The 20,236-nt window shown below is 42.1% G+C and carries 17 protein-coding genes; 9 read left to right on the forward strand and 8 right to left on the reverse strand.

Going from position 1 to position 20,236, the window contains the following annotated elements:
* Nucleotides 1-57: 57 nt before the first annotated feature.
* The 5 genes from LK453_RS11180 to LK453_RS11200 all read left to right on the forward strand — a co-directional run bounded on the left by LK453_RS11180 (nt 58) and on the right by LK453_RS11200 (nt 5,885).
* Entirely contained in the window at nt 58-2,328 is a 2,271-nt protein-coding gene (locus LK453_RS11180; RefSeq protein ID WP_201541577.1) for an ornithine decarboxylase, read from the forward strand.
* A gap of 22 nt (nt 2,329-2,350) precedes the next feature.
* Nucleotides 2,351-3,040 carry a hypothetical protein gene (locus LK453_RS11185; RefSeq protein ID WP_201541579.1) on the forward strand — a complete coding sequence of 230 codons (690 nt, stop codon included), beginning with the start codon at nt 2,351-2,353 and terminating at the stop codon, nt 3,038-3,040.
* Nucleotides 3,041-3,225: 185 nt separating this feature from the next.
* Nucleotides 3,226-3,522 carry a Trp family transcriptional regulator gene (locus tag LK453_RS11190; RefSeq protein WP_044298056.1) on the forward strand — a complete coding sequence of 99 codons (297 nt, stop codon included), beginning with the start codon at nt 3,226-3,228 and terminating at the stop codon, nt 3,520-3,522.
* A 184-nt stretch (nt 3,523-3,706) separates the two neighbouring features.
* Entirely contained in the window at nt 3,707-5,092 is a 1,386-nt protein-coding gene (locus LK453_RS11195; protein ID WP_201541601.1) for an anthranilate synthase component I family protein, read from the forward strand.
* A 139-nt stretch (nt 5,093-5,231) separates the two neighbouring features.
* Nucleotides 5,232-5,885 carry an anthranilate synthase component II gene (locus tag LK453_RS11200; protein ID WP_201533788.1) on the forward strand — a complete coding sequence of 218 codons (654 nt, stop codon included), beginning with the start codon at nt 5,232-5,234 and terminating at the stop codon, nt 5,883-5,885.
* A 115-nt stretch (nt 5,886-6,000) separates the two neighbouring features.
* Here LK453_RS11200 and LK453_RS11205 read toward each other — a convergent pair whose 3' ends face one another.
* The 3 genes from LK453_RS11205 to LK453_RS11215 are packed head-to-tail and all read right to left on the reverse strand — an operon-like array spanning nt 6,001 to nt 8,351.
* Entirely contained in the window at nt 6,001-6,744 is a 744-nt protein-coding gene (locus tag LK453_RS11205) for an amino acid ABC transporter ATP-binding protein (protein ID WP_201541581.1), read from the reverse strand.
* Nucleotides 6,745-6,771: 27 nt separating this feature from the next.
* Nucleotides 6,772-7,509, reverse strand: a complete 738-nt coding sequence (locus LK453_RS11210; protein ID WP_320157892.1) for an amino acid ABC transporter permease — start codon at nt 7,507-7,509, stop codon at nt 6,772-6,774.
* Nucleotides 7,506-8,351, reverse strand: a complete 846-nt coding sequence (locus tag LK453_RS11215) for an amino acid ABC transporter substrate-binding protein (protein WP_201541582.1) — start codon at nt 8,349-8,351, stop codon at nt 7,506-7,508. The genes LK453_RS11210 and LK453_RS11215 overlap by 4 nt, the downstream gene beginning before the upstream one ends.
* A 578-nt stretch (nt 8,352-8,929) precedes the next feature.
* Here LK453_RS11215 and LK453_RS11220 point away from each other — a divergent pair.
* Nucleotides 8,930-10,408 (forward strand): L-serine ammonia-lyase, encoded by a 1,479-nt coding sequence (locus LK453_RS11220; RefSeq protein WP_201541584.1) that lies wholly within the window; start codon nt 8,930-8,932, stop codon nt 10,406-10,408.
* A gap of 132 nt (nt 10,409-10,540) precedes the next feature.
* Here LK453_RS11220 and LK453_RS11225 read toward each other — a convergent pair whose 3' ends face one another.
* From LK453_RS11225 to yghU, 3 genes are all read right to left on the reverse strand, one after another.
* Nucleotides 10,541-11,251 carry a DsbA family oxidoreductase gene (locus tag LK453_RS11225; RefSeq protein WP_201541586.1) on the reverse strand — a complete coding sequence of 237 codons (711 nt, stop codon included), beginning with the start codon at nt 11,249-11,251 and terminating at the stop codon, nt 10,541-10,543.
* A 248-nt stretch (nt 11,252-11,499) separates the two neighbouring features.
* Nucleotides 11,500-12,990: a DEAD/DEAH box helicase gene (locus LK453_RS11230; protein ID WP_379652736.1), complete on the reverse strand. Its 1,491-nt coding sequence runs from the start codon at nt 12,988-12,990 to the stop codon at nt 11,500-11,502.
* Nucleotides 12,991-13,476: 486 nt separating this feature from the next.
* Nucleotides 13,477-14,322, reverse strand: coding sequence for a glutathione-dependent disulfide-bond oxidoreductase (yghU, locus tag LK453_RS11235; RefSeq protein ID WP_201541588.1), 846 nt, complete (start codon nt 14,320-14,322; stop codon nt 13,477-13,479).
* A 338-nt stretch (nt 14,323-14,660) separates the two neighbouring features.
* On the opposite strand from yghU, the gene LK453_RS11240 reads away from it, so the two are divergent.
* The 3 genes from LK453_RS11240 to gdhA all read left to right on the forward strand — a co-directional run bounded on the left by LK453_RS11240 (nt 14,661) and on the right by gdhA (nt 18,751).
* A complete protein-coding gene (locus tag LK453_RS11240) occupies nt 14,661-15,530 on the forward strand; it encodes an alpha/beta fold hydrolase (protein WP_201533813.1) in 870 nt (289 codons plus the stop codon).
* A 134-nt stretch (nt 15,531-15,664) separates the two neighbouring features.
* The gene (locus LK453_RS11245; protein WP_201533816.1) at nt 15,665-17,116 is read left to right on the forward strand and encodes a DHA2 family efflux MFS transporter permease subunit; all 1,452 of its coding nucleotides are present in this window, start codon (nt 15,665-15,667) and stop codon (nt 17,114-17,116) included.
* 282 nt (nt 17,117-17,398) lie between these two features.
* Nucleotides 17,399-18,751 carry an NADP-specific glutamate dehydrogenase gene (gene gdhA, locus LK453_RS11250; RefSeq protein ID WP_007393514.1) on the forward strand — a complete coding sequence of 451 codons (1,353 nt, stop codon included), beginning with the start codon at nt 17,399-17,401 and terminating at the stop codon, nt 18,749-18,751.
* Between the two features lie 125 nt (nt 18,752-18,876).
* Here the strand turns inward: gdhA and LK453_RS11255 are convergent, their stop codons facing one another.
* Both LK453_RS11255 and LK453_RS11260 read right to left on the reverse strand, forming a co-directional pair.
* Nucleotides 18,877-19,656: a YidX family protein gene (locus LK453_RS11255; RefSeq protein ID WP_201533819.1), complete on the reverse strand. Its 780-nt coding sequence runs from the start codon at nt 19,654-19,656 to the stop codon at nt 18,877-18,879.
* Nucleotides 19,657-19,661: 5 nt separating this feature from the next.
* A complete protein-coding gene (locus LK453_RS11260) occupies nt 19,662-20,087 on the reverse strand; it encodes an MgtC/SapB family protein (RefSeq protein WP_007393516.1) in 426 nt (141 codons plus the stop codon).
* Between the last annotated feature and the right edge of the window lie 149 nt (nt 20,088-20,236).

The following is a 20,236-nucleotide window of genomic DNA, read 5'->3' on the forward strand; positions in this document are numbered from 1 at the left end:
TATCCGTTAAAATACCGGGTAAATTTAAAGGCCTTCGACACTCTAAAGGAAAGTATAATGAAAATAGCCGTCAGCGATGGCATCGAATATGCACTCAACTGTAACTACCGACTGACCGAAGTTGAGGCAACGGATTTTACCAATATCGCCGTCATTGTCGTGACTATGGAAGATCTGCCTAAAGCCCATGCTGAAATCGAAGATTTGGGTTTTTCCATTCCGATTTTCGTTGCCATTAAATATGGGGACAGTGTGCCGGATGAATGGCTGCCTCATGTATATGGGGTATTAGAGCTTGCCGATGACCAAAAATATTACAATGGTCAGTTGGTAAATGCCGCTGCTGCTCACTATATCGAAACTCTTGATCCGCCATTCTTCCAAGCCCTACGCGAATATACCGATTATGGTAATGCGGCATTTGATTGTCCAGGACATCAAGGCGGACAGTTTTTCCGTCGTCATCCCTCTGGCCGACGCTTCTTCTTATATTTTGGTGAAAACCTATTCCGCTCTGACTCTTGTAATGCGGACGTGGGTCTAGGCGACCTATTGATTCATGAAGGACCGGCGTTTCAAGCACAGGCTCATGCTGCAAAAGTATTTAATGCAGACAAAACTTACTTTGTGTTAAATGGTACCTCCTCTTCTAACAAAATTGCCATTGGGGCCTTAGTGGCACATGACGACCTGGTTCTATTTGACCGCAACAATCACAAGTCGGTCTATCAAGGCGCGCTGTCTATGAGTGGTGGTACGGCGGTTTATTTAGAAACTGATCGTAATGCTTATGGGCTTATTGGCGGTATTGCGTCGCATTGTTTTGACGAGGCTGAGATACGTGACCGCATTCGTGAGGTTGCCCCTGAACGCGCTGATGCTGAACGTCCTTTTCGATTGGCGGTTATTCAGTTAGGTACTTATGACGGTACCATATACAATGCTCGACAAGTGGTGAATAAGATAGGTCATTTATGTGATTATATTTTATTTGATAGTGCTTGGGTGGGCTATGAACAGTTTATACCGATGATGCGTGACTGCTCGCCACTACTGCTTGAATTGACCCCTGACGATCCCGGCATTATTGTTACCCAGTCAGTGCATAAGCAGCAAGCCGGCTTCTCTCAAGCCTCTCAAATTCACAAAAAAGACAACCATATCAGTGGGCAGGCGCGTTATGTGAACCACAAACGCTTTAACAATGCCTTTATGATGCATGTCTCTACCAGTCCATTCTACCCTCTATTTGCCTCATTAGATGTCAATGCGAAGATGCATGAAGGCAAAGCCGGTCAACGTATGTGGCACGAGTGCGTGGTGGGCGGTATTGAAGCCCGTAAGATGCTACTTGATACCTGTACCCTAATTAAGCCATTCGTGCCGCCAACCATTGATGGTAAGCTGTGGCAGGATTATGATACTGAGCAAATTGCCAATGACATTCGCTTCTTTGAATTTAAGACGGGCGAGCGCTGGCATGATTTTGAGCAGTATGCAGACAAGCAGTACTTTATTGACCCCTGTAAGCTGTTATTAACCACACCAGGGATTAATATGGAGACCGGTGAGTACGAAGAAACCGGTGTGCCTGCGCCATTATTGGCCCATTATTTGCGCGAAAGTTCTGTGATTCCTGAAAAAGCAGACTTAAACTCGATCTTGTTTTTATTAACTCCCGCCGAAACTTTGGCTAAGTTTCAGCATTTAGTGGCGCGCATCGTTCGATTTGAAGCGCACATTAAAGCCAATAGTTTGGTCAGTGAAGTTTTACCATCCTTAGCTAAGTCCTACCCACAATACCGTAAGTTGGGTATTAATGAGCTGTGCCAACGGTTGCATGATTTTTATGCCAAGCATAAACTAAATCTATTGCAGCAGCAGATGTTTAAGCGTGAGTTCCGTCCTAAGTTTGCAATGCGTGCCTTCGATGCACACAATGCTTTTGTGCGTAATGATATCGAACTAGTGCCTTTGTCTCATATTGAAGGTCGTATTGCGATGGAGGGCGCTCTTCCCTATCCGCCTGGCGTGTACTGTATTGTTCCAGGTGAAATTTGGGGCGGGGCGGTGCTGAAGTACTTCTTAGCCCTTGAGGAAGGTGTTAACTCACTGCCAGGTTTTGAACCAGAAGTACAAGGTGTGTATTGGGAATATGATGCCAATGGCCGTAAACGTGCTTGGGCATACGTTCTTAAGGATGATTCTAAACCTGCGTTAGATGCACAATTTGAAATGCATGACAGTCCTGTTGATTTGGACGCTGAATTAGATAGTGATGTGTTTTTAAATAAGCAAGAAGCCCTGACCCCATTTGGTCATATTTAAACCAATAATTTGTGAGCGATCAATGAACTTAGTACCCATTAACTCAGCAGCAAAGAACTCAGCAGCAATAAAATTAGTGTCAAAAATTTCTTGTTTAGGCTTAACCACTCTGTTGTTAGCTTTAACGGGGTGTGCCACTCAGCAAGGTATTGACGCGTCTAATCAAAATAATGTCTCTTCTATGAGCAACAGTGGCAGTAACGGTAAAAATCATACTGCCGGTAAAAGTCAAAAAAACTTGCCGGCCGCTCAGCCTAAAAAAGAGACTTACTTCTTTTCGTCTAACGAGATTAAAGACTTAAGTACGGCTTTTAAAGCTGGTAGCTGTGACTTAGGTAAGCTGACTCAGCAAAGCCAGAAGTATGGGTTATCAGACACTTGGGTCAATCTATATGACAGAACGCCTAAGCCTTTGTCTGAGCTGAACAAGCAAGAAAAGTGCTTCTTAGCTCAAAGTAATGAGCTGTACGCCTATGGCGATGAGTTTGAGGATGAGTCACAACAAAGCTTAAATGACACTTGGTATAAGGGTAATATCCCAAGCGATGCCAAAGTTGCTACCATGCGTTTTATGACCCCAAAGGCTTTAATCCCTAATTGTGATTCTAAATTAGGCCGTCCTATTTTTGTTGATTATGAAAAAGATGATCAAGGCAAAATAGTGCGCACTATCTTAGTGAATGAAGACTTTGACTTAAGCTGTGTTAACTAGGGCCCGTTTATTAAACTGTAAATTTTGTTCGTGTGATTAAAAAGCAGCCTATGGGCTGCTTTTTTGATGGATTGGTCGTAAAAAGTTATCACTCTTGGGTTTACAGGTTAGTTCTAGTGTACTAGAATACTGATACAACTTATTTATTACGGCTGTTCTTTTAGCCAGTAGAGATGACCAACCTTATGACCACTAACAATATAGATGCGTATCAAAGCTTAGTACAACACCTTACTCAGCTTACCGATAGCCATGAAATAGAGGCGGTTCTGGCTGCCTTATTGACCGATAAAGAACTGCAAGAGATTGCCAATCGGGTGCGAATCTTTGACTTATTGCAACAAGGGGTAACCCAGCGCGCTATCTCTCAGCAATTAGGTGTGGGCATTGCCACAGTGTCTCGTGGTGCTAAAGCCTTACAACGCCATGAAGGCAATACCATTGACAAGCTACTGACCCTGCACCGAAACCGCAAAGAGTAATCGAGCCGATTAATATTAAATCTATTAATATTTAGCCAATAACCCTACTCCCTTTTTTTACTGTATCACAGATTTTTGGAATTTAATTATGAATAACAAGCTGAATAAAGAACCGAATAAAGAGCTAAATAAAGAACAGAACAAACAGCCTACCACTAAGCCACTACTAAACGACCAACCTGCGATGATTGATATCCCGAGTAAACCCATTCGTATTAAGCTGACCCAAGACATTGATTTTTTCGCGTTGTTTAAACGTATAGAGGCCGAGTTTGAGACCTGTTATTTATTAGAGTCGTTAGGTGCTGAAGGACATATGTCTCGTCACCATGCTATTGGTTTCTCGCCTGCCATGACTGTGGCAGCGACAGACCGTAACACGCTATCGATTACCGATAACTTAACAGGTGAGGTCAAAAACTATAATACCGACAATCCCTATCAGTTATTGCGTCAAATAACCCCGCAACACGTGCTGGCACGAGACCAGACTGGGGGACTTGTCGGCTATCTTGGTTATGACAGTGTGAATTTCTTTGAGCCCAGTCTCAACGCCAAGTCTAGTGAGCATTTTGAAGCATTCAAATTTGGGGTTTATTTAGATGGTCTGACTTTAGATAAGATGACCGGCGAAATCTTCTATTTTTATTATCCTACTGAGCAGCAGCAAAATCGTATCGAGAAAGTAAAGTCCTTACTGCAAGCTCCTATACCTAGCTATACCAACCCAAGCGTAGAATTCATCGGTGATGGTATGAGCCAAGCACAGCATGCTGAGGCTGTGATGCGGGTTAAAGAGGATATTATTGCCGGACGTATTTTCCAATGCGAAGTGGGCTTTAAATCAAAATATAAAATAAGTGGCGACCATATTCCTATCTATGAAAAACTAAGGGAAGTGAACCCTTCTCCACATATGTATTTTATGAAATTTGGTACCCAGCGTATTATCGGCGCTTCTCCTGAGCTGCTGTTCCGCCTACGTCAAGGTGAAATGGAAACTTATCCGCTGGCAGGGACCGCTAAACGGGGCAAAGATGAGACTGAGGACCGTCAATTGGCACGCGCTTTACTCAATGATCCTAAAGAGATTGCCGAGCACAATATGTTGGTCGATTTGCACCGTAATGATATTGGCCGTGTGGCAAGATTTGGTACGGTCAAAGTACGCAGCTTAATGGACATTAAACGCTATTCTCACGTGCAGCATATTTCTTCTGAGATTGTGGGGGTGCTACATCCTGATGAAGATATGTTTAGCGCTTTGGCCAGTAATTTCCCAGCAGGAACGTTGTCAGGTGCTCCAAAAATTGAAGCGATTAAGATTATTAATGAGCTAGAGCCAGATGGGCGTGGTGCTTATGGCGGCGCGTTAGGGTCCTTTAATTTTAATGGCGATTGTATTTTTGCGATTCCTATCCGCAGTTTGTTTATCAATGGTGAAGCAGCTTACGCGCAAACTTGTGGCGGTAACGTCTATGATTCAAACCCTGAAGATGAGTACTTGGAAATTCAACGCAAGCTGTCAGCGATGAAGGTGGTATTGGACAGCTTTATTGAGTCCAAATAGCCATACGTTATTACACCAATCCACCATTAAGCCGCATAGCTGTATATTAAAAAACTATATATTAACGATATTAACGTTATGTTTTACAACGTTTACCACCCTATAAATAAAAGACTATAAGACCCTTCAAGGAACACTGATGAACGTTTTGATTATAGACAACTACGACTCTTTTACCTTCAACTTATACCAGTATGTGGGCGAGATATTGCATACCGAATTAAGCCAAGCGCCGGGTAACCCTAAAGTTAGCGTCAAACGTAACAATGAAGTTACGCTAGAAGATATCAAATCACAAAACTATGACCGTATTATCATCTCCCCTGGCCCAGGTTCGCCAGAGGACCCCGCCTACTTTGGCGTCTGTAGTGAGGTGATAAAAGAGTTGGGACCGTCTATTCCCTTACTGGGGGTTTGCCTCGGTATGCAAGGTATTGCTCATGTGTTCGGCGGTGATGTGGTACGGGCGGGCGTGCCTATGCATGGTAAGACTTCTCCCATTCGTCATGATGGACAAGGGGTATATAAAGGGTTGCCTCAGGATATTGAAATTATGCGCTACCATTCATTAATGGTGAAAGCAGACACTCTGCCTGAATGTCTTGAAGTCACCGCGGTGGTCTCTAATGAGCAATTTGAAAATGACAGCTTAATCGACTGCGTTAACAAGGGTGAGGAAATTATGGGCATTCGTCATAAGCAGTTCCCTATCCAAGGGGTACAGTTTCACCCAGAGTCTTTTGCTACTGAGGGCGCCAAACGTCTGTTGGCCAACTTCTTGATGCAGGTATAATTTTATTTAGCCCAGATTTTTATGATCAACAAAAAGGGTTAGTTGGCTTGGCCACTAACCCTTTTTATCATCTATTTATCGTTCTATAAGACTATTAACTATTTATTAATTATACCTAGCTCTTAATGCGCTGCAAGAAAGCTTGGGTACGTGGGTGCTCTGAGTGCTCAAATAGCTGTTCAGGAGGGCCTACTTCTACCACGTAGCCATCTTCCATCAACATCACCACATCTGCCACATTGCGTGCAAAGTTAATCTCATGGGTAACCACAACCATGGTCCACCCTTCAGAAGCCAATTGCTGCATGGTCTTTAGCACTTCTTGTACCAGTTCAGGATCAAGTGCAGAGGTCGGCTCATCAAACAATAGCAGGTCAGGTTCAATGGCCAATGCTCTTGCAATTCCTACGCGCTGCTGCTGCCCGCCTGAAAGTTGAAATGGATATAAATCTACTTTATCTGACAGGCCAACTTTTTCTAGTAATTGAAGCGCCTTAGCACGCACCTGTTGTTTGTTTTTGCCTTGGGCGATAACGGGGCCTAGCATCAGATTTTCAATGGCCGTCTTATGCGGAAATAAGTTATACGATTGAAACACCATGCCAGATTTTTGTTGTAAGCGGCGCATCAGCTGCTTTGAAGGCTTGGCAGAGAAATCAACAGTCAAGCTGCCATCCTCAAACTCAATTACCCCTTTTTCAGGGACTTCTAATGCATTTAGACAGCGCAAAAAAGTAGTTTTCCCGGAGCCAGAGGGACCGAGTATCACCACCACGCTGCCTTTTTTGATGGTTAAATCAATGCCCTTTAATACTTCATTGTCACCAAAGGCTTTTTGAATATTGGTAATTTTTATCATAATTATCCTAATGCCCTTTTGTATTGGCTATTTGGCCACATAGCGGTCTAAGCGGGTTTCTAATCGGCCTTGTATCGTGCTTAGTGCCAGACAAATTACCCAATAAATAAGCGCCGCTTCGGTATATACCAACATAAACTCATAGTTTCGGGCAGTGATAATCTGTGCCTGCTTAAACATCTCAGTCACTAAGATTAATGACGCCAATGAGGTGTCTTTTACCAAGCTAATAAAGGTATTAGACAATGGCGGCACAGACACCCTTAAAGCTTGCGGCAAAATAACGTGACGAAACGTCTGCAAATAGCTTAACCCTACCGTTGAGCCCGCTTCCCACTGACCTTTGGGAATAGACAAAATAGAGGCTCGGACGGTCTCTGAAGCATAAGCACCAATATTTAATGAGAAGGCAATGATAGCCGCTGGAAATGGCTCCAACATGATACCAATACTAGGTAGTCCATAGAAAATAATGAACAGCTGTACCAGCATGGGCGTGCCACGTATGGCAGAGACATAAACGCGTGCAATACGATAAGCAATCTTATGCCACAGCGCATTACGAGGCACCACACGGATAAGCGCCACCACTAGCGCAATCCCCATACCAATGATAAAAGAAGCAATGGCCAAAGGGATTGAATAGTAAATGGCGCCTTTTAGCATAGGCCAAAAAGACTCGATAACAATCTGTGCTCGCTCAGGCGACATAAATGGCAGCATGGCGAGCAGATCTTTAATAGCAGTCAATATCGAGGATATCATTGTTTGCTGATGTCCTCACCGAAGAACTGTTGGCTCAACTTAGTTAATGTGCCATCCTCTTGTAGCTCTTTCATGGCCTGATTAAGTTTGGTAACCACTTCATCATTGCCTTTTAATAACACCAGACCTGACCCTGTCATTTCCTCTTTTGGTGCTTTTAGTTTGATTTCTAAATCACTGTTTGGGAATTTATTAAGGTAATCTAGTACCGCCAAGTTGTCATTTAGAGTGAAGTCAGCGCGGCCTTGTTTTACCAATTCAACCGCTTGAGCCATACCATCTACGGGAACAACCTCTGCTTGGTATTTTTGTGCCAACTCACCGTAGTTGCTGCTTAGTGATTGTGCAGATTTTAATCCTTTTAGCGATTCCCACGAGTTAAAGCGGCTGTCTGATTTTGGGGCCAATACCACAGCACCCGACCAGCTATAAGCTTCGGCTTTGTCATATTTGGCTTGACGCTCAGGGGTGGTCAAGCTAACTTGGTTGGCCACCATATCAAAACGTTTGGCATCTAGGCCGGCAAGCATGGCATCCCACTGAGTCTCTTTAAAATCAACTTTAACACCAAGTTTATCAGCGACCGCTCTGGTAACTTCAACGTCATAACCAGTTAGCTTGTTTTGCTCATCATGATAGGTGTATGGAGGGTATGTGCCTTCAGTGCCCACATTAATGGTCCCGCCATTATTAATACGGGTCAATAAATCTGAGTCAGATTTGCTGGTTTTCGCCGCCTCTGTGTCTTGAGCTGAGTCAGTTGAAGGGCTTTGATTACAAGCCGCCAATAAGATAGCGGCCGTCGCCATCGCCGTGATATTTCTCAATGCTTTATATTTCATAGCCGTTCCTCAAATAAATAATAAATAATTCGATTAAAGTTCAGTTAAATCTAAACCTATCGCTAAAGTAAATCAATAAAAGTAATAAATTTAACAATCTGCAGTTGATGGGTTTGATAAGGAAATAATCAATGTTGTTATTAATTCCTATTATGAATTTATATATTACATTTGATTATTAACGCTTATCGCCATCCTATACCCCTATAGAATTGGCTTAAAGATGGGGCCTCAATCTTTATAATGGGTTTTTATAGTGACTGTTTGTCATTCTAACAAAGTTAATGCCAAGCTCGGGCATTTCTTACTATTCGTAAACCAAATTATTTTTTGTGGCGATAATCGGTTGGACAGTACATGTTTACTCTGGTTAAGTATTAAAGGCCTCTATTTATGCTTTTCCTTAATTGTAGTCTTTAGATGTTAAGATACAGGTAAAGTCACGGTTTAAACTGCATAAGCGTGATAAATAAGTTGGTTAAATAGTCGGTTTAGTAGCAAACAATTAGTTATAATACACCCAAACATTTGTCTATAAATAGACTATTTTTATCTATAAAAAAAGTGGAACCCTATAAATGATTAGCTTGTTTGATATGTTTAAAATTGGCATTGGCCCCTCAAGCTCACACACCATGGGACCTATGGTAGCGGCTGGCTTGTTTATCGACGAATTACAACAGTACTTTGATTTGGCGGATATTAAGCGATTACAAGTTGATTTGTATGGGTCACTGGCAGCCACGGGTCGAGGCCATGCGACTGACACTGCCTGTATTCTTGGATTGCTAGGATTTAAAGCCAATAGCATTGATACCACCAAAGTAGATCAATACTTAGCGCCTGTCTTTAATGATAATGTCCTAAACTTTGCGGACAACCATCCCATTGAGTTTAATTACGGCCAAGATATTGTTTGGCATCCTCAAAGCAGCCTACCACATCATCCTAATGGTCTTAGCTTTAGCGCTTATACTACTGATGGCCAAAGCTTAACTAGAACCTATTACTCTATTGGTGGCGGATTTGTGGCCACCGAAGATGAATTCGAGCAGCCTACAATTGATGAGTCATTAGAAGCTTCTGACACTCATGCGGCTGACAGCGTTGCCATAACCAGTGACAGCGCAGTACCTTATCCTTTTGCCAATGGTAATGAATTATTGGCTCAATGTAGAGATCATAACTTAAGCATCAGTGACGTGATGATGGCCAATGAACTTGCTATTAGAGATGAGGCAACTATTTATGCCTATTTAGATGAGGTGTGGGAGGTAATGCAGCAATGCGTTAAAAATGGCTGCGAAGGTGAAGGCATCTTACCTGGTGGCTTAAAAGTTAAGCGCCGTGCCAAAACCATGTATAAGCAGCTGCTTAATGAACTAGATAACCTTCAGAGTAGTAGCGATAAATTAATGGCGATGGACTGGGTAGACTTGTTTGCTCTGGCAGTAAATGAAGAAAACGCCAATGGTGGGCGTGTGGTTACTGCCCCAACCAATGGTGCAGCGGGTATTATTCCTGCGGTACTGCATTACTATCGCGATTTTCTACCGAGTTATAGCCCGCAAGGCGTCCGTGAATTTTTACTAACCGCAGCAGCTATAGGCACCATCATTAAACAAAACGCCTCAATTTCTGGCGCAGAGGTTGGCTGTCAAGGTGAAGTGGGATCTGCCTGTTCTATGGCAGCCGCGGGTCTGGCCCACGTTATGGGATTGACTCCTGCACAGTGTACTAATGCGGCAGAGATTGGTATTGAGCATAATCTAGGGCTGACCTGTGACCCTATCGGCGGGCTAGTACAAGTCCCTTGTATTGAGCGTAATGCCATGGGTGCGGTGAAAGCGATTAACGCTGCTCGTTTGGCCAGTCGCGGCGATGGCGAACATCATGTGTCTTTGGATAAAGCCATTGCCACCATGAAAGCCACCGGTGCTGATATGATGGACAAGTATAAAGAGACGGCGATGGGCGGCTTGGCGGTTTATGCCAACAATAATGATGAAAATCGTATAGATATGGTTGAAGTCGGTGTGGGCTATCCGCAGTGTTAGACTTAATTTCAAATTAGCTTTTAGACTACGCTTATTGACATATTTAAGTTAAATAAAAAAAGACCGGCCCGACAAAGGCTGGTCTTTAATTCAATATCTAGCTGTCATCAATCATTGGCTTACTCATTGCTTTTATTTAATGTCGCAGCCTTCAGTGTCACAGCTCACAAAGCTATCTTGTTGCTTATCAGCCAGTTGCTCCCTATAAGCCTGTCTTAAAGTATTTTCAAAATCTTGTTGAGATATAGCACCCGGTATCGCATAAGTCTCATTAATGACAAAATAAGGGACACCGCGTACCCCAAGACGCATTGCCTCTTGTTGATCAGCCATTACCTCATCTTTAAATCGATTACTCTCAAGTAAAGTAACAACATCCACATCTAGCCCCAACTCTGCAGCTATCGAAATTAACACCTCACGGTTTGCCAATTCTTGTATATCTGTGAAATACGCCTTATAAATTGCTCTCTTGAACCTATCAACCTGTTCAGGTGCGTTTTGTTGCACGTACTTGGTCAAACGGTGCGCATCCATAGTATTGGTAAATAAAGTGTTGGCATAATTAAAGGCTATGCCCTCTTCTTTACTTAATTGAGATATTTTTTGTATTTGTAGGCCGGCCTGTTCATAGCTAATGCCATATTTTTTCGCAAAGCGCTGTTGAGTGGGACCATTAGCAGTAAGCGGTGCATGGGTATCTAATTGAAAAGCTTTTAACTCAATTTCAATATTCTCTGGTAGCTCACCTTGCAATTTAAGTCGTTCGATTGCTTTATCTAGCCTTACCTCACCGATATAGCAATAAGGACAAGCATAGTCAGACCAATAGGTAATTTTCATTGTTTTGTACTCTTTGTTTTATATTCTCTATTTTATAATCTTTCAGCTTTCAAAGATTAAACATGTAGTAAGTAATTAATTAAGTAAGTAATAATAGAATTAATGATGCCTGAAAACAGTAAATCAAGAGACTTAAGATAAATAGGTCTTTGCTTAAATGGAGCGTCTATTAACGGCCAAACATAAAAAAGACCAACCCTTTTGAGGTTGGTCTTTTTTTAACAAGTTAATGGATATAAACCAATTAACTAGCCATTATTGCTACGGCGGGCTGGACGGCCTTCGCCTGAGCGAGAAGGTGCTGCACGGCGTTGACCGCTTGGTTTACCAGCACCTGCGCTACCGGCAGGTTTGCCACCGAAGCGACGACCGGCGGGCTTACCACTTGGACGGCCTGCACCGGCACCTGCGCCACGTTTTTCACCGCTTGCATTGTCGTTAGACTTGCCACGGTAGCCACCGCCACCATTACCACCACGACGGTTACCCGCACCTGGACCACCGCGGCGATTGCCACCACGACCACGTTTGGCTGCTGCGCCTACGTGCATGTCTTTGGTATTTTTCTTAGGTTCCATACCTTCAATTTCTTCAACTGACATGGTACGTTTTAGATAACGGTTGATGGCATCTAGCTGTGGACGGTCATCAATGCTACAGATGTTAATAGCGATACCCGTACGGCCAGCACGACCACTACGACCGATGCGATGCACGTAATCTTCAGTTTGACGTGGAAGATCATAGTTAAATACGTGAGTGATACCACTTACGTCAATACCACGAGCAGCGACGTCAGTGGCTACTAGGATGCTGATTTTGCCCGCTTTCACATCATTGATGATACGAGTACGTTTTGCTTGTGGTAAATCACCATGTAAGAAGCTGGCTTTATGGCCTTGCTCTTTAAGACTCTTAGCAAGTGTCTCACAGCTACGTTTGGTAGCAGCAAATATAATTGCTTGGTTCACGTCTTTTTGGGTCAATAAATGATCTAAAATACGGTTTTTATGGTTGAAGTCATCAGCATAATATACTGACTCATCAATGTGCTTAGTTTCAGCTTTAATATCAATACGTTCTGGATTATTGGTAAAGCTGGCAGCAATTTTACCGACTGGGCCATCCCAAGTTGCAGAACACATAATAGTTTGACGTGACTTAGGCGCAGCTGACATTACTTTTTCGATGTCATCAGCAAAACCCATGTCTAACATGCGATCCGCTTCATCAAGAATTAGAATATCTAATTCAGATAAGTCGATACGACCTGAGTTCATGTGATCGATGAAACGACCTGGTGTGGCGATAATAATCTGTACACCTTTATTAAGGGCACGAATCTGACCACCGTAAGGTGCGCCACCTACTAGAGGTACACTGAAGATATTGCGTGTTTTTGAGCTGTATTGACGAACGCTATCACTTACTTGGTTAGCAAGTTCACGTGTTGGTGTCAAAATTACAGTATGCACAACTTTGTTAGTTGCTTTATCGCGAATGATTTTATCAAGCATTGGCAATACGAATGCAGCAGTTTTACCACTACCCGTTTGCGCAGACAACAATAAGTCACGACCGGCTAATGCTGGCGGGATTGATTGTGCTTGAATAGGAGTTGGGTGCTCGTAGCCACTTGAAGTTAAGGCAGAAAGAAGCTCTGGTGCCAAATCAAGGTCAACAAAGGTAATTTGATCTTCAATATCTACATTGGTGTTTGGATGGGTTTTGTCATTCAAGTCTTGAGTGGTTACGATACCATCTACTTCGTTTGCGGCATTGTCTAAAAGAGTGTCTAAATTTGACATGTATATGTGTGTCCATTAAGTTACTGCCACTATTAATTCGGCCAATGCTGAGGGCCAGTAGTGCACAGTTAAAGTTTTTAGGTACAACACAGATAAGCGTAAATTAAGAAGTACATCCTATGTACAAGTTAATAACGTATTTTGGTGGTTGTTACCGGTGAATCGTTAGCGTCAATATCTTCTAATATTAATAATTGATTAGAGAGGTTATTGGAAAGGCTAACAGCAAAATCATCGGCAACAATTTTAAAAGGTGTCTTCTCCAGACGACAATTGCGGGCGATGTTATCAATCAGCAAGCGCAGATTATAGCACAACTAATTTAAATAGGGGGATTATTTGATAATTAATTCAAACAACCCCGATTTTTATCTTATACACCCTTTATTTGATAGGGTTGCACACTTATCTAATCAGCTATTTAATCGGCTTAAGCTCTAAAGCCACTGCTCTTTTTACAGCAGGTCGTTGGGCAATTTGTCTTGCCCAGCGCTGTAAGTGCTTGTAGTCGGCGATTTGTAAAAACTCACCGGCATTTTCATAAGACTCATCTAGTGCCAAACTGCCATACCAAGGCCATATCAACATATCAGCAATACTATAGTTGTCATCGCCCTCGCCTAACATGTATTCATTATTGGCCAAGTGCTTATCAAGTAAGTCTAACTGACGCTTGGTCTCCATCGTGAATCTATCAATAGGATATTGCATGGGATATGGTGCATAGCTAAAGAAATGTCCAAAACCACCACCCACATATGGAGCACTACCAATTTGCCACATTACCCAGCCTAAATAATTGGCGTACTTCTGTGGATCACTATTATAAGGTATGAACTTCTGAAACTTCTCAGCCAAATACATCAAAATAGCGCCCGACTCAAATAGCTTGACGGGGGCTTGCGGGTTGCTGTAATCGACTAAGGCAGGTATTTTTGAATTAGGGTTGATACTGACAAAATCCGAGCCGAACTGATCGCCCTCCATGATGTCTATTTTGTAAGCATCATACTTTGCCCCAGCCACACCTAGTTCAGCCAACTCTTCCAACAGAATATTTACCTTAATCCCGTTGGGGGTATTCAAAGAGTATAGTTGTAGCGGATTATCGCCTTCTGGTAACGTTTGCTGATGGCGAGCGCCAGCTGTTGGCTTATTGGTATTGGCAAATTTTCCACCATTGCCTTCTACCGGTTGCCATACTTTTGGCGGGGTGTAAGTTGTCTCTTCACTTTGCATAGGATTATCAGATTGGTTAGTCATAGCGTTTCCCTAATCATTGTTATTAGCCTAAATATTGTTGAACCAGCTATGTTATTGAACTAATCAGGGCTAATGATCGATAGTAAGTCTTGGTTAAGCCAAATTCAGTCAACAACATTTGATGCTAGTCATTTTAATATTAGATATTCAGAATATCAGTGTACATTATGGAATCAAGAATGAATATGTTGCATTTATTAAGGTGTCGCATCGATTCACTTTGTACCTTTTATCCTGTTTGCTGCTATGGATTATAGCCATAAGAGTTGCTATTCTGACTTTAGACTAGAAAATCTAAGCCTCTAGGACTTTCATACCACTGATTACGGACAATCTATATGAGCAGTTTTCAATTTAACACTGAAAAAGGAACGTATCCTGTCAAAGTGCACATCGCCTCTGCCTTATCTACTCTCTCGTTAGACGCTTCGCAACAAACCAATGAAGTGAACCGTAACACCACCCTAATTTTATTGAATGCGCTGGGGGTCACCCGTAACAAATACCAGAAGTTTATCGAAGGCTTGTCTGCCAAAGGGTTTACGGTATTTAGTGCGGACTATCCTTGCTGTGGTGAAAACAAACCCACCATTAAAAAAGGGATAGATTATGACTATAACCACCTAGTGACAGACTTTATTCCCAAGCTCATTAATAAAGCTCAAACTGAATATCCTGATAATCGAATTATATTGGTAGGACATAGTTTAGGCGGGCATATAGCCACCCTATATTCTGCTAACTCTGGTCAACCCTTTATCGGAATCGCGACCGGTAATGTGCATTACAAAAACTGGTCAGACCTCCGTGGTCAATTAAGGGTACTCTCAGCAGTAACCGCTATCCAAATACTGTTAAAAATTTATGGCTATCTACCGGGCTATAAGATTGGATTTGGCGATAAGGAAGCGAAGACTCTAATGCAGCAGTGGTGCCAGACCGCCCTAACCGGTACATTTAAATTTATGACCATACCGCTGACGTCTAAAGATAGTAAAGGGTTATATATTAATATTGAGGGCGACCATTTTGCACCGATGACGTCAATGCAAGGATTGGCGAATTTGTGTGCCAAACCTAAGATAGTAAGCGTTAAACTGGAGGATAACCTGCTAGCTACCAAAGGCAATCCGCATAGTATCTGGGTCAAGCAGCCTGCTCCTGTTATTGATAGCCTTTGTCGTCATTTAACGTTTTTAGACCGTTAGTATTTATAACAGTCGCCCCATAACTAAAACACTAAATAGCGAGCAGCGGCTTCATGATATTATAGACAGCTGTTTATTGTTTAATAAATTAAATCATCCTTCAGTTAATTAAACCTAATTTTTTAGGTCGTCCTATGCCCAATAACCTCCCTAATGCCGAAGATACTTCTGTTTCCAAGTCTTCTTCGGCCGTACTTGATACAGAGCCTAAATTTAAGCTATCACCCTCTCAAGCCAAATTCTTGCCTTATGTACTGGCAGTGGCTTTGTTCATGCAAATTTTAGATGCCACCATCTTAAATACGGCTTTGCCAGAAATGGCGCTGGCCTTAGGCGAATCTCCACTAAAAATGCAGTGGGCAGTTATCAGCTATGCTTTAACTCTAGCCATATTTATCCCTATAAGTGGCTTTATGGCTGACAAATACGGCACTCGTAAAGTATTCTTAAGCGCGATTGTGCTGTTTAGCATTGGCTCAATATTTTGTGCCATGTCCCCCAGTCTCGATATCTTAGTGGCATCACGCATCCTTCAAGGCATTGGCGGTGCTATGATGACCCCAGTTGCGCGTCTCATCTTAGTAAAGTCCTATCCTCGCAATCAATTACTGACGGTTATGAACTTTGCTGTAATTCCGGCGCTAATTGCACCCCTTGTAGGACCGTTGGTTGGTGGCTATTTGGTACAGTATGCCAGTTGGCATTGGATATTTTTGATAAACGTTCCTATGGGAATCTTAGGAATGATAATCGGCTTTAAATTGGTCCCAGACTTACGAGAAGCGACAGGCAAGTTGGATTGGTTAGGCTTTGGATTATTTGCCATCGCGGCCGGTCTACTAACGCTTGCTGTTGAATTGCTGTCAAAACCAGATAAGGCGTTGTGGGGCGTTAGCCTAGTGGCAATTGGCATTAGCTTATTGCTGATGTATGCCCGTCATGCACGCAAAGCCACTAACCCTATCTTTCCCTTGTCGTTATTTGATATCCGTACCTTTAGAATTGGGATTACCGGTAACTTGTTTACCCGTCTTGGAATTAGTGCCGTCCCCTATTTGATGCCGCTACTACTACAGGTGGCTTTTAAATATACGCCATCGCAGGCAGGCTGGTTATTGACCCCTATTGCAGTAGGTGCTATGGGCATCAAACCTTGGGTGAGTAAAATTATTCAGCGCTTTAGCTACCGCAAAGTATTGGTTATCAATACTACGGTTTTGGGTACTTTAATCATTTTACTGGCTCAGCTAGATGCCTCAATGCCTTGGTATTATATCGCACCGTTGTTGGTGGTTATGGGTGCGTGTAACTCAATGCAATTTAGTGCCATGAATACCATCACTATTGGCGATCTTAAAGGATCTCAAACCAGTAGCGGCAATAGTTTAATGGCCGTTAACCAGCAGCTTGCGGTTAGCTTCGGTATTGCATTTGGGGCCGCTATATTGACGGTCTTTAATGATAGATTAAATTTTGAAATTATTAGTGCTTTCCATGCCACCTATTATGTGTTGGGTGTTATTACTATTATCTCGGGACTGTCATTTTTACGCTTAAAACCTGAGGATGGTCGAGGCCTGTATTAACAACCCTGTATTAACAATCATATTCAAGATTCACCTTTAAGATTTACATTTTTATATTTTAAGAAATAATCGTAAATCTGTCCTATAATGAGGGTAAGAGACTCCCCTTTTTGAGGATCGAATTTACAGTAAAATCATAGTTTTAATAACTTTTACTAATTATAAACATATCATTTAGTAATGACTGAACTGTAAGGTATAAAAAATTGTTGAATTTATTATTAAATTACAGTATTTTTTTAGTGTAACAAACATGTAATTAATCTGATAAGGACAGGGCCTATGAGCATGCAAGACGTCATTGAACGCATTGAAGAACGCTATCCACACCAACCTGAGTTTATTCAAGCGGTAAAAGAGGTAGCGAGCACTATTGACGTTGTATATGATCGCGATCCACGCTTTGCTAAGCACAAAGTTTTTGAACGCCTAACAGAGCCCGACCGTATTATTAGTTTTCGTGTCAACTGGGAAGATGATGAAGGTAATATCCAAATCAACCGTGGTTGGCGAGTTCAGTTCAGCAATGCTTTAGGTCCTTACAAAGGCGGCATCCGTTTCCATCCTACCGTTAACGAATCTATTCTAAAGTTCTTAGGTTTTGAACAAATCTTTAAAAATGCTCTGACCGGCCTACCGATGGGTGGCGCTAAAGGTGGTTCAGACTTTGACCCTCATGGTAAATCAGACAGCGAAATCCGTCGTTTTTGTTATGCTTTCATGCGTGAGCTTTATCGTTACATCGGTAAAGACATGGATGTGCCGGCAGGTGACATCGGTGTGAGCGGTAGAGAAGTTAGCTACATGTTTGCGATGTATAAAAACCTTACCAATGAGTATACAGGGGTATTGACCGGTAAAGGTGTGGGCTTCGGTGGCAGCTTATGTCGTTCAGAAGCCACAGGTTATGGCGCGGTTTACTTCTTACAAAACATGCTTAAAGCAAACAATGATCAAATGGAAGGCAAAACAGTCTTAGTATCAGGTGCCGGTAACGTTGCAGTACATGCAGCAGAAAAAGCCATTGCTTTAGGTGCTAAAGTTATTACCCTATCAGACTCTAAAGGTACATTGTACGATGAGTTTGGTTTTGATCAAGAGAAGCTAGATTGGGTGAAAGAGCAAAAAGCCAATCGTCAGCCTTTATTTGAGTACCATAGAGTATTTGGTGGTAGCGGTGTGTGGCTGCCAGGCGAAAAACCTTGGAGATTCGATGGTGACATCGCTATCCCGTGTGCTACTCAGAATGAGGTGACTGCAGAAGATGCAGAAGCTATGTATGATCATGGCATTCGCTATGTGGTAGAAGGCGCTAATATGCCACTAGACGCCGCAGCCATTGATTTCGTTCGTGAGAAAAAAATGCACTATGCACCTGGCAAAGCAGCCAATGCGGGTGGTGTTGCTGTGTCTGGTCTAGAAATGTCACAAAACTCAGTACGTCAGTACCGCACTTTTGAAGACGTTGATAATCAACTTCAAGTCATTATGAAAAACATCCATGATGATGCCGCGGCGGCTTCTGAAGAATATGGCTTCACTTGCGATGGCTGCATTGACTATATGTCAGGTGCCAACATTGCAGGTTATAAGCGTGTTGCTAATGCATTAGTCGCATTTGGTATGTTGAACTAAACTAAACCTATCTGTGCTAATAGCAAATAAATTAAAAGGGTGAACAGTATACTGTTCACCCTTTTTTGTGCGTGCTATCTTTGTCTTCTATTTATAGTTATAGCTGACATTTTTTGAAAATAAAGCTATTTAAAAATAGAGAGTATCTCTAAAGGTAGCTCTAATGTCTCAACAACAACTTTCCAAGGAATAACCGCTATTTCAGCAGGCGTTCTAGCCCGTTTGCTGTTAATAGTATATATCTCAGCCGTTAAGCCTTGGTCTAACTTTAAATTGGCATCCTTCTTTATAGACGAGTTATTTAAATTGGCCTGACTAATCGGCGCATACATACCACCTTGCAGAGTAAGCTGGCAAGTATTTTGTGGATTAGAGAGCGTGTTGTTTAAAGTGCTATTCAAAGTATTGTGCGAATTATTGTTGAGCGAAGTACCCGTCAAACTAGGACTTAAACTAGTGGTTAAACTCGTTGGACAAATTTGCGAAAAAATAGCCCGCTCATTTTCGCTATATGAACCGCTGGTTTTCTGATAATTAAACTTTAAATCGATATGCACACTATTATCAGAATAGCGGTTAATTCGTATAGGCTGCTGTATATGTAGGTTTTTTGAAGGTAACTCGGTTAATAGAGTTAACGCATCACTGCCTGTCGAAATTAAATAGGAGTGATGGTCGCCGATAAGTACACTGCCCTTCTGTCTTACGCCATTGTCAGTCGGATAGCCGATATGACGAATGACCTCCACTTCCATTGGTTGATTGGCTTTAGAGGAGAAGATAGATTGGCTCTGAGATTGAACTGAGTTAGTACTATAAACACTGCAACTCGGCAAAATTATAGCCCCGAATCCAGTACAAGCCATGGCCAAAATTTTTAACCACTTGGTTTCTGATTTATTCATTATTCCTATCTATTTTTGACTTTAAAGGGTTCAGAGAACTGCAAGATAACAAATCCAACGATAGATAATATGATGGCAATTTCATAACGACCGGTCGCTACCGATATACCTATAGCCGCTGTATTCCATAAACTGGCGGCAGTAGCAGTACCTTTAGCGCCTTCTTCACTTTTGAATATAGCGCCGCCACCAATAAAGCCCATACCAGTGATAATGGCATACATTATACGGGCTTCTGCATCCCCTTTATAAATATCCATACCGACTAGCATAAAGGCACAAGAGGCAATGGTAACCAAAGGAAAGGTTCTAAGGCCAGCACCACTGTCTTTCATTTCACGATTTAAAGCGATGGGTAATGACAACAAGAAAGCGATAACCAGCTGTATTAAATGATAGCCCATTAGCTGAAAATTAATATCAAATTCCATGATGTTTTGCCTCCTTGATAAGCACTACTTATGAACAACATATGACCAAAGCAATCAAATCATCATACCAAAGTATCAAATATACAACCATATTTATCCTGAATATGGCATATAAAAGAAGATCTGATACTGCATTTGCAATAATTAAT

Source organism: Psychrobacter sanguinis, assembly GCF_020736705.1.
GTDB classification, from domain to species: domain Bacteria; phylum Pseudomonadota; class Gammaproteobacteria; order Pseudomonadales; family Moraxellaceae; genus Psychrobacter; species Psychrobacter sanguinis.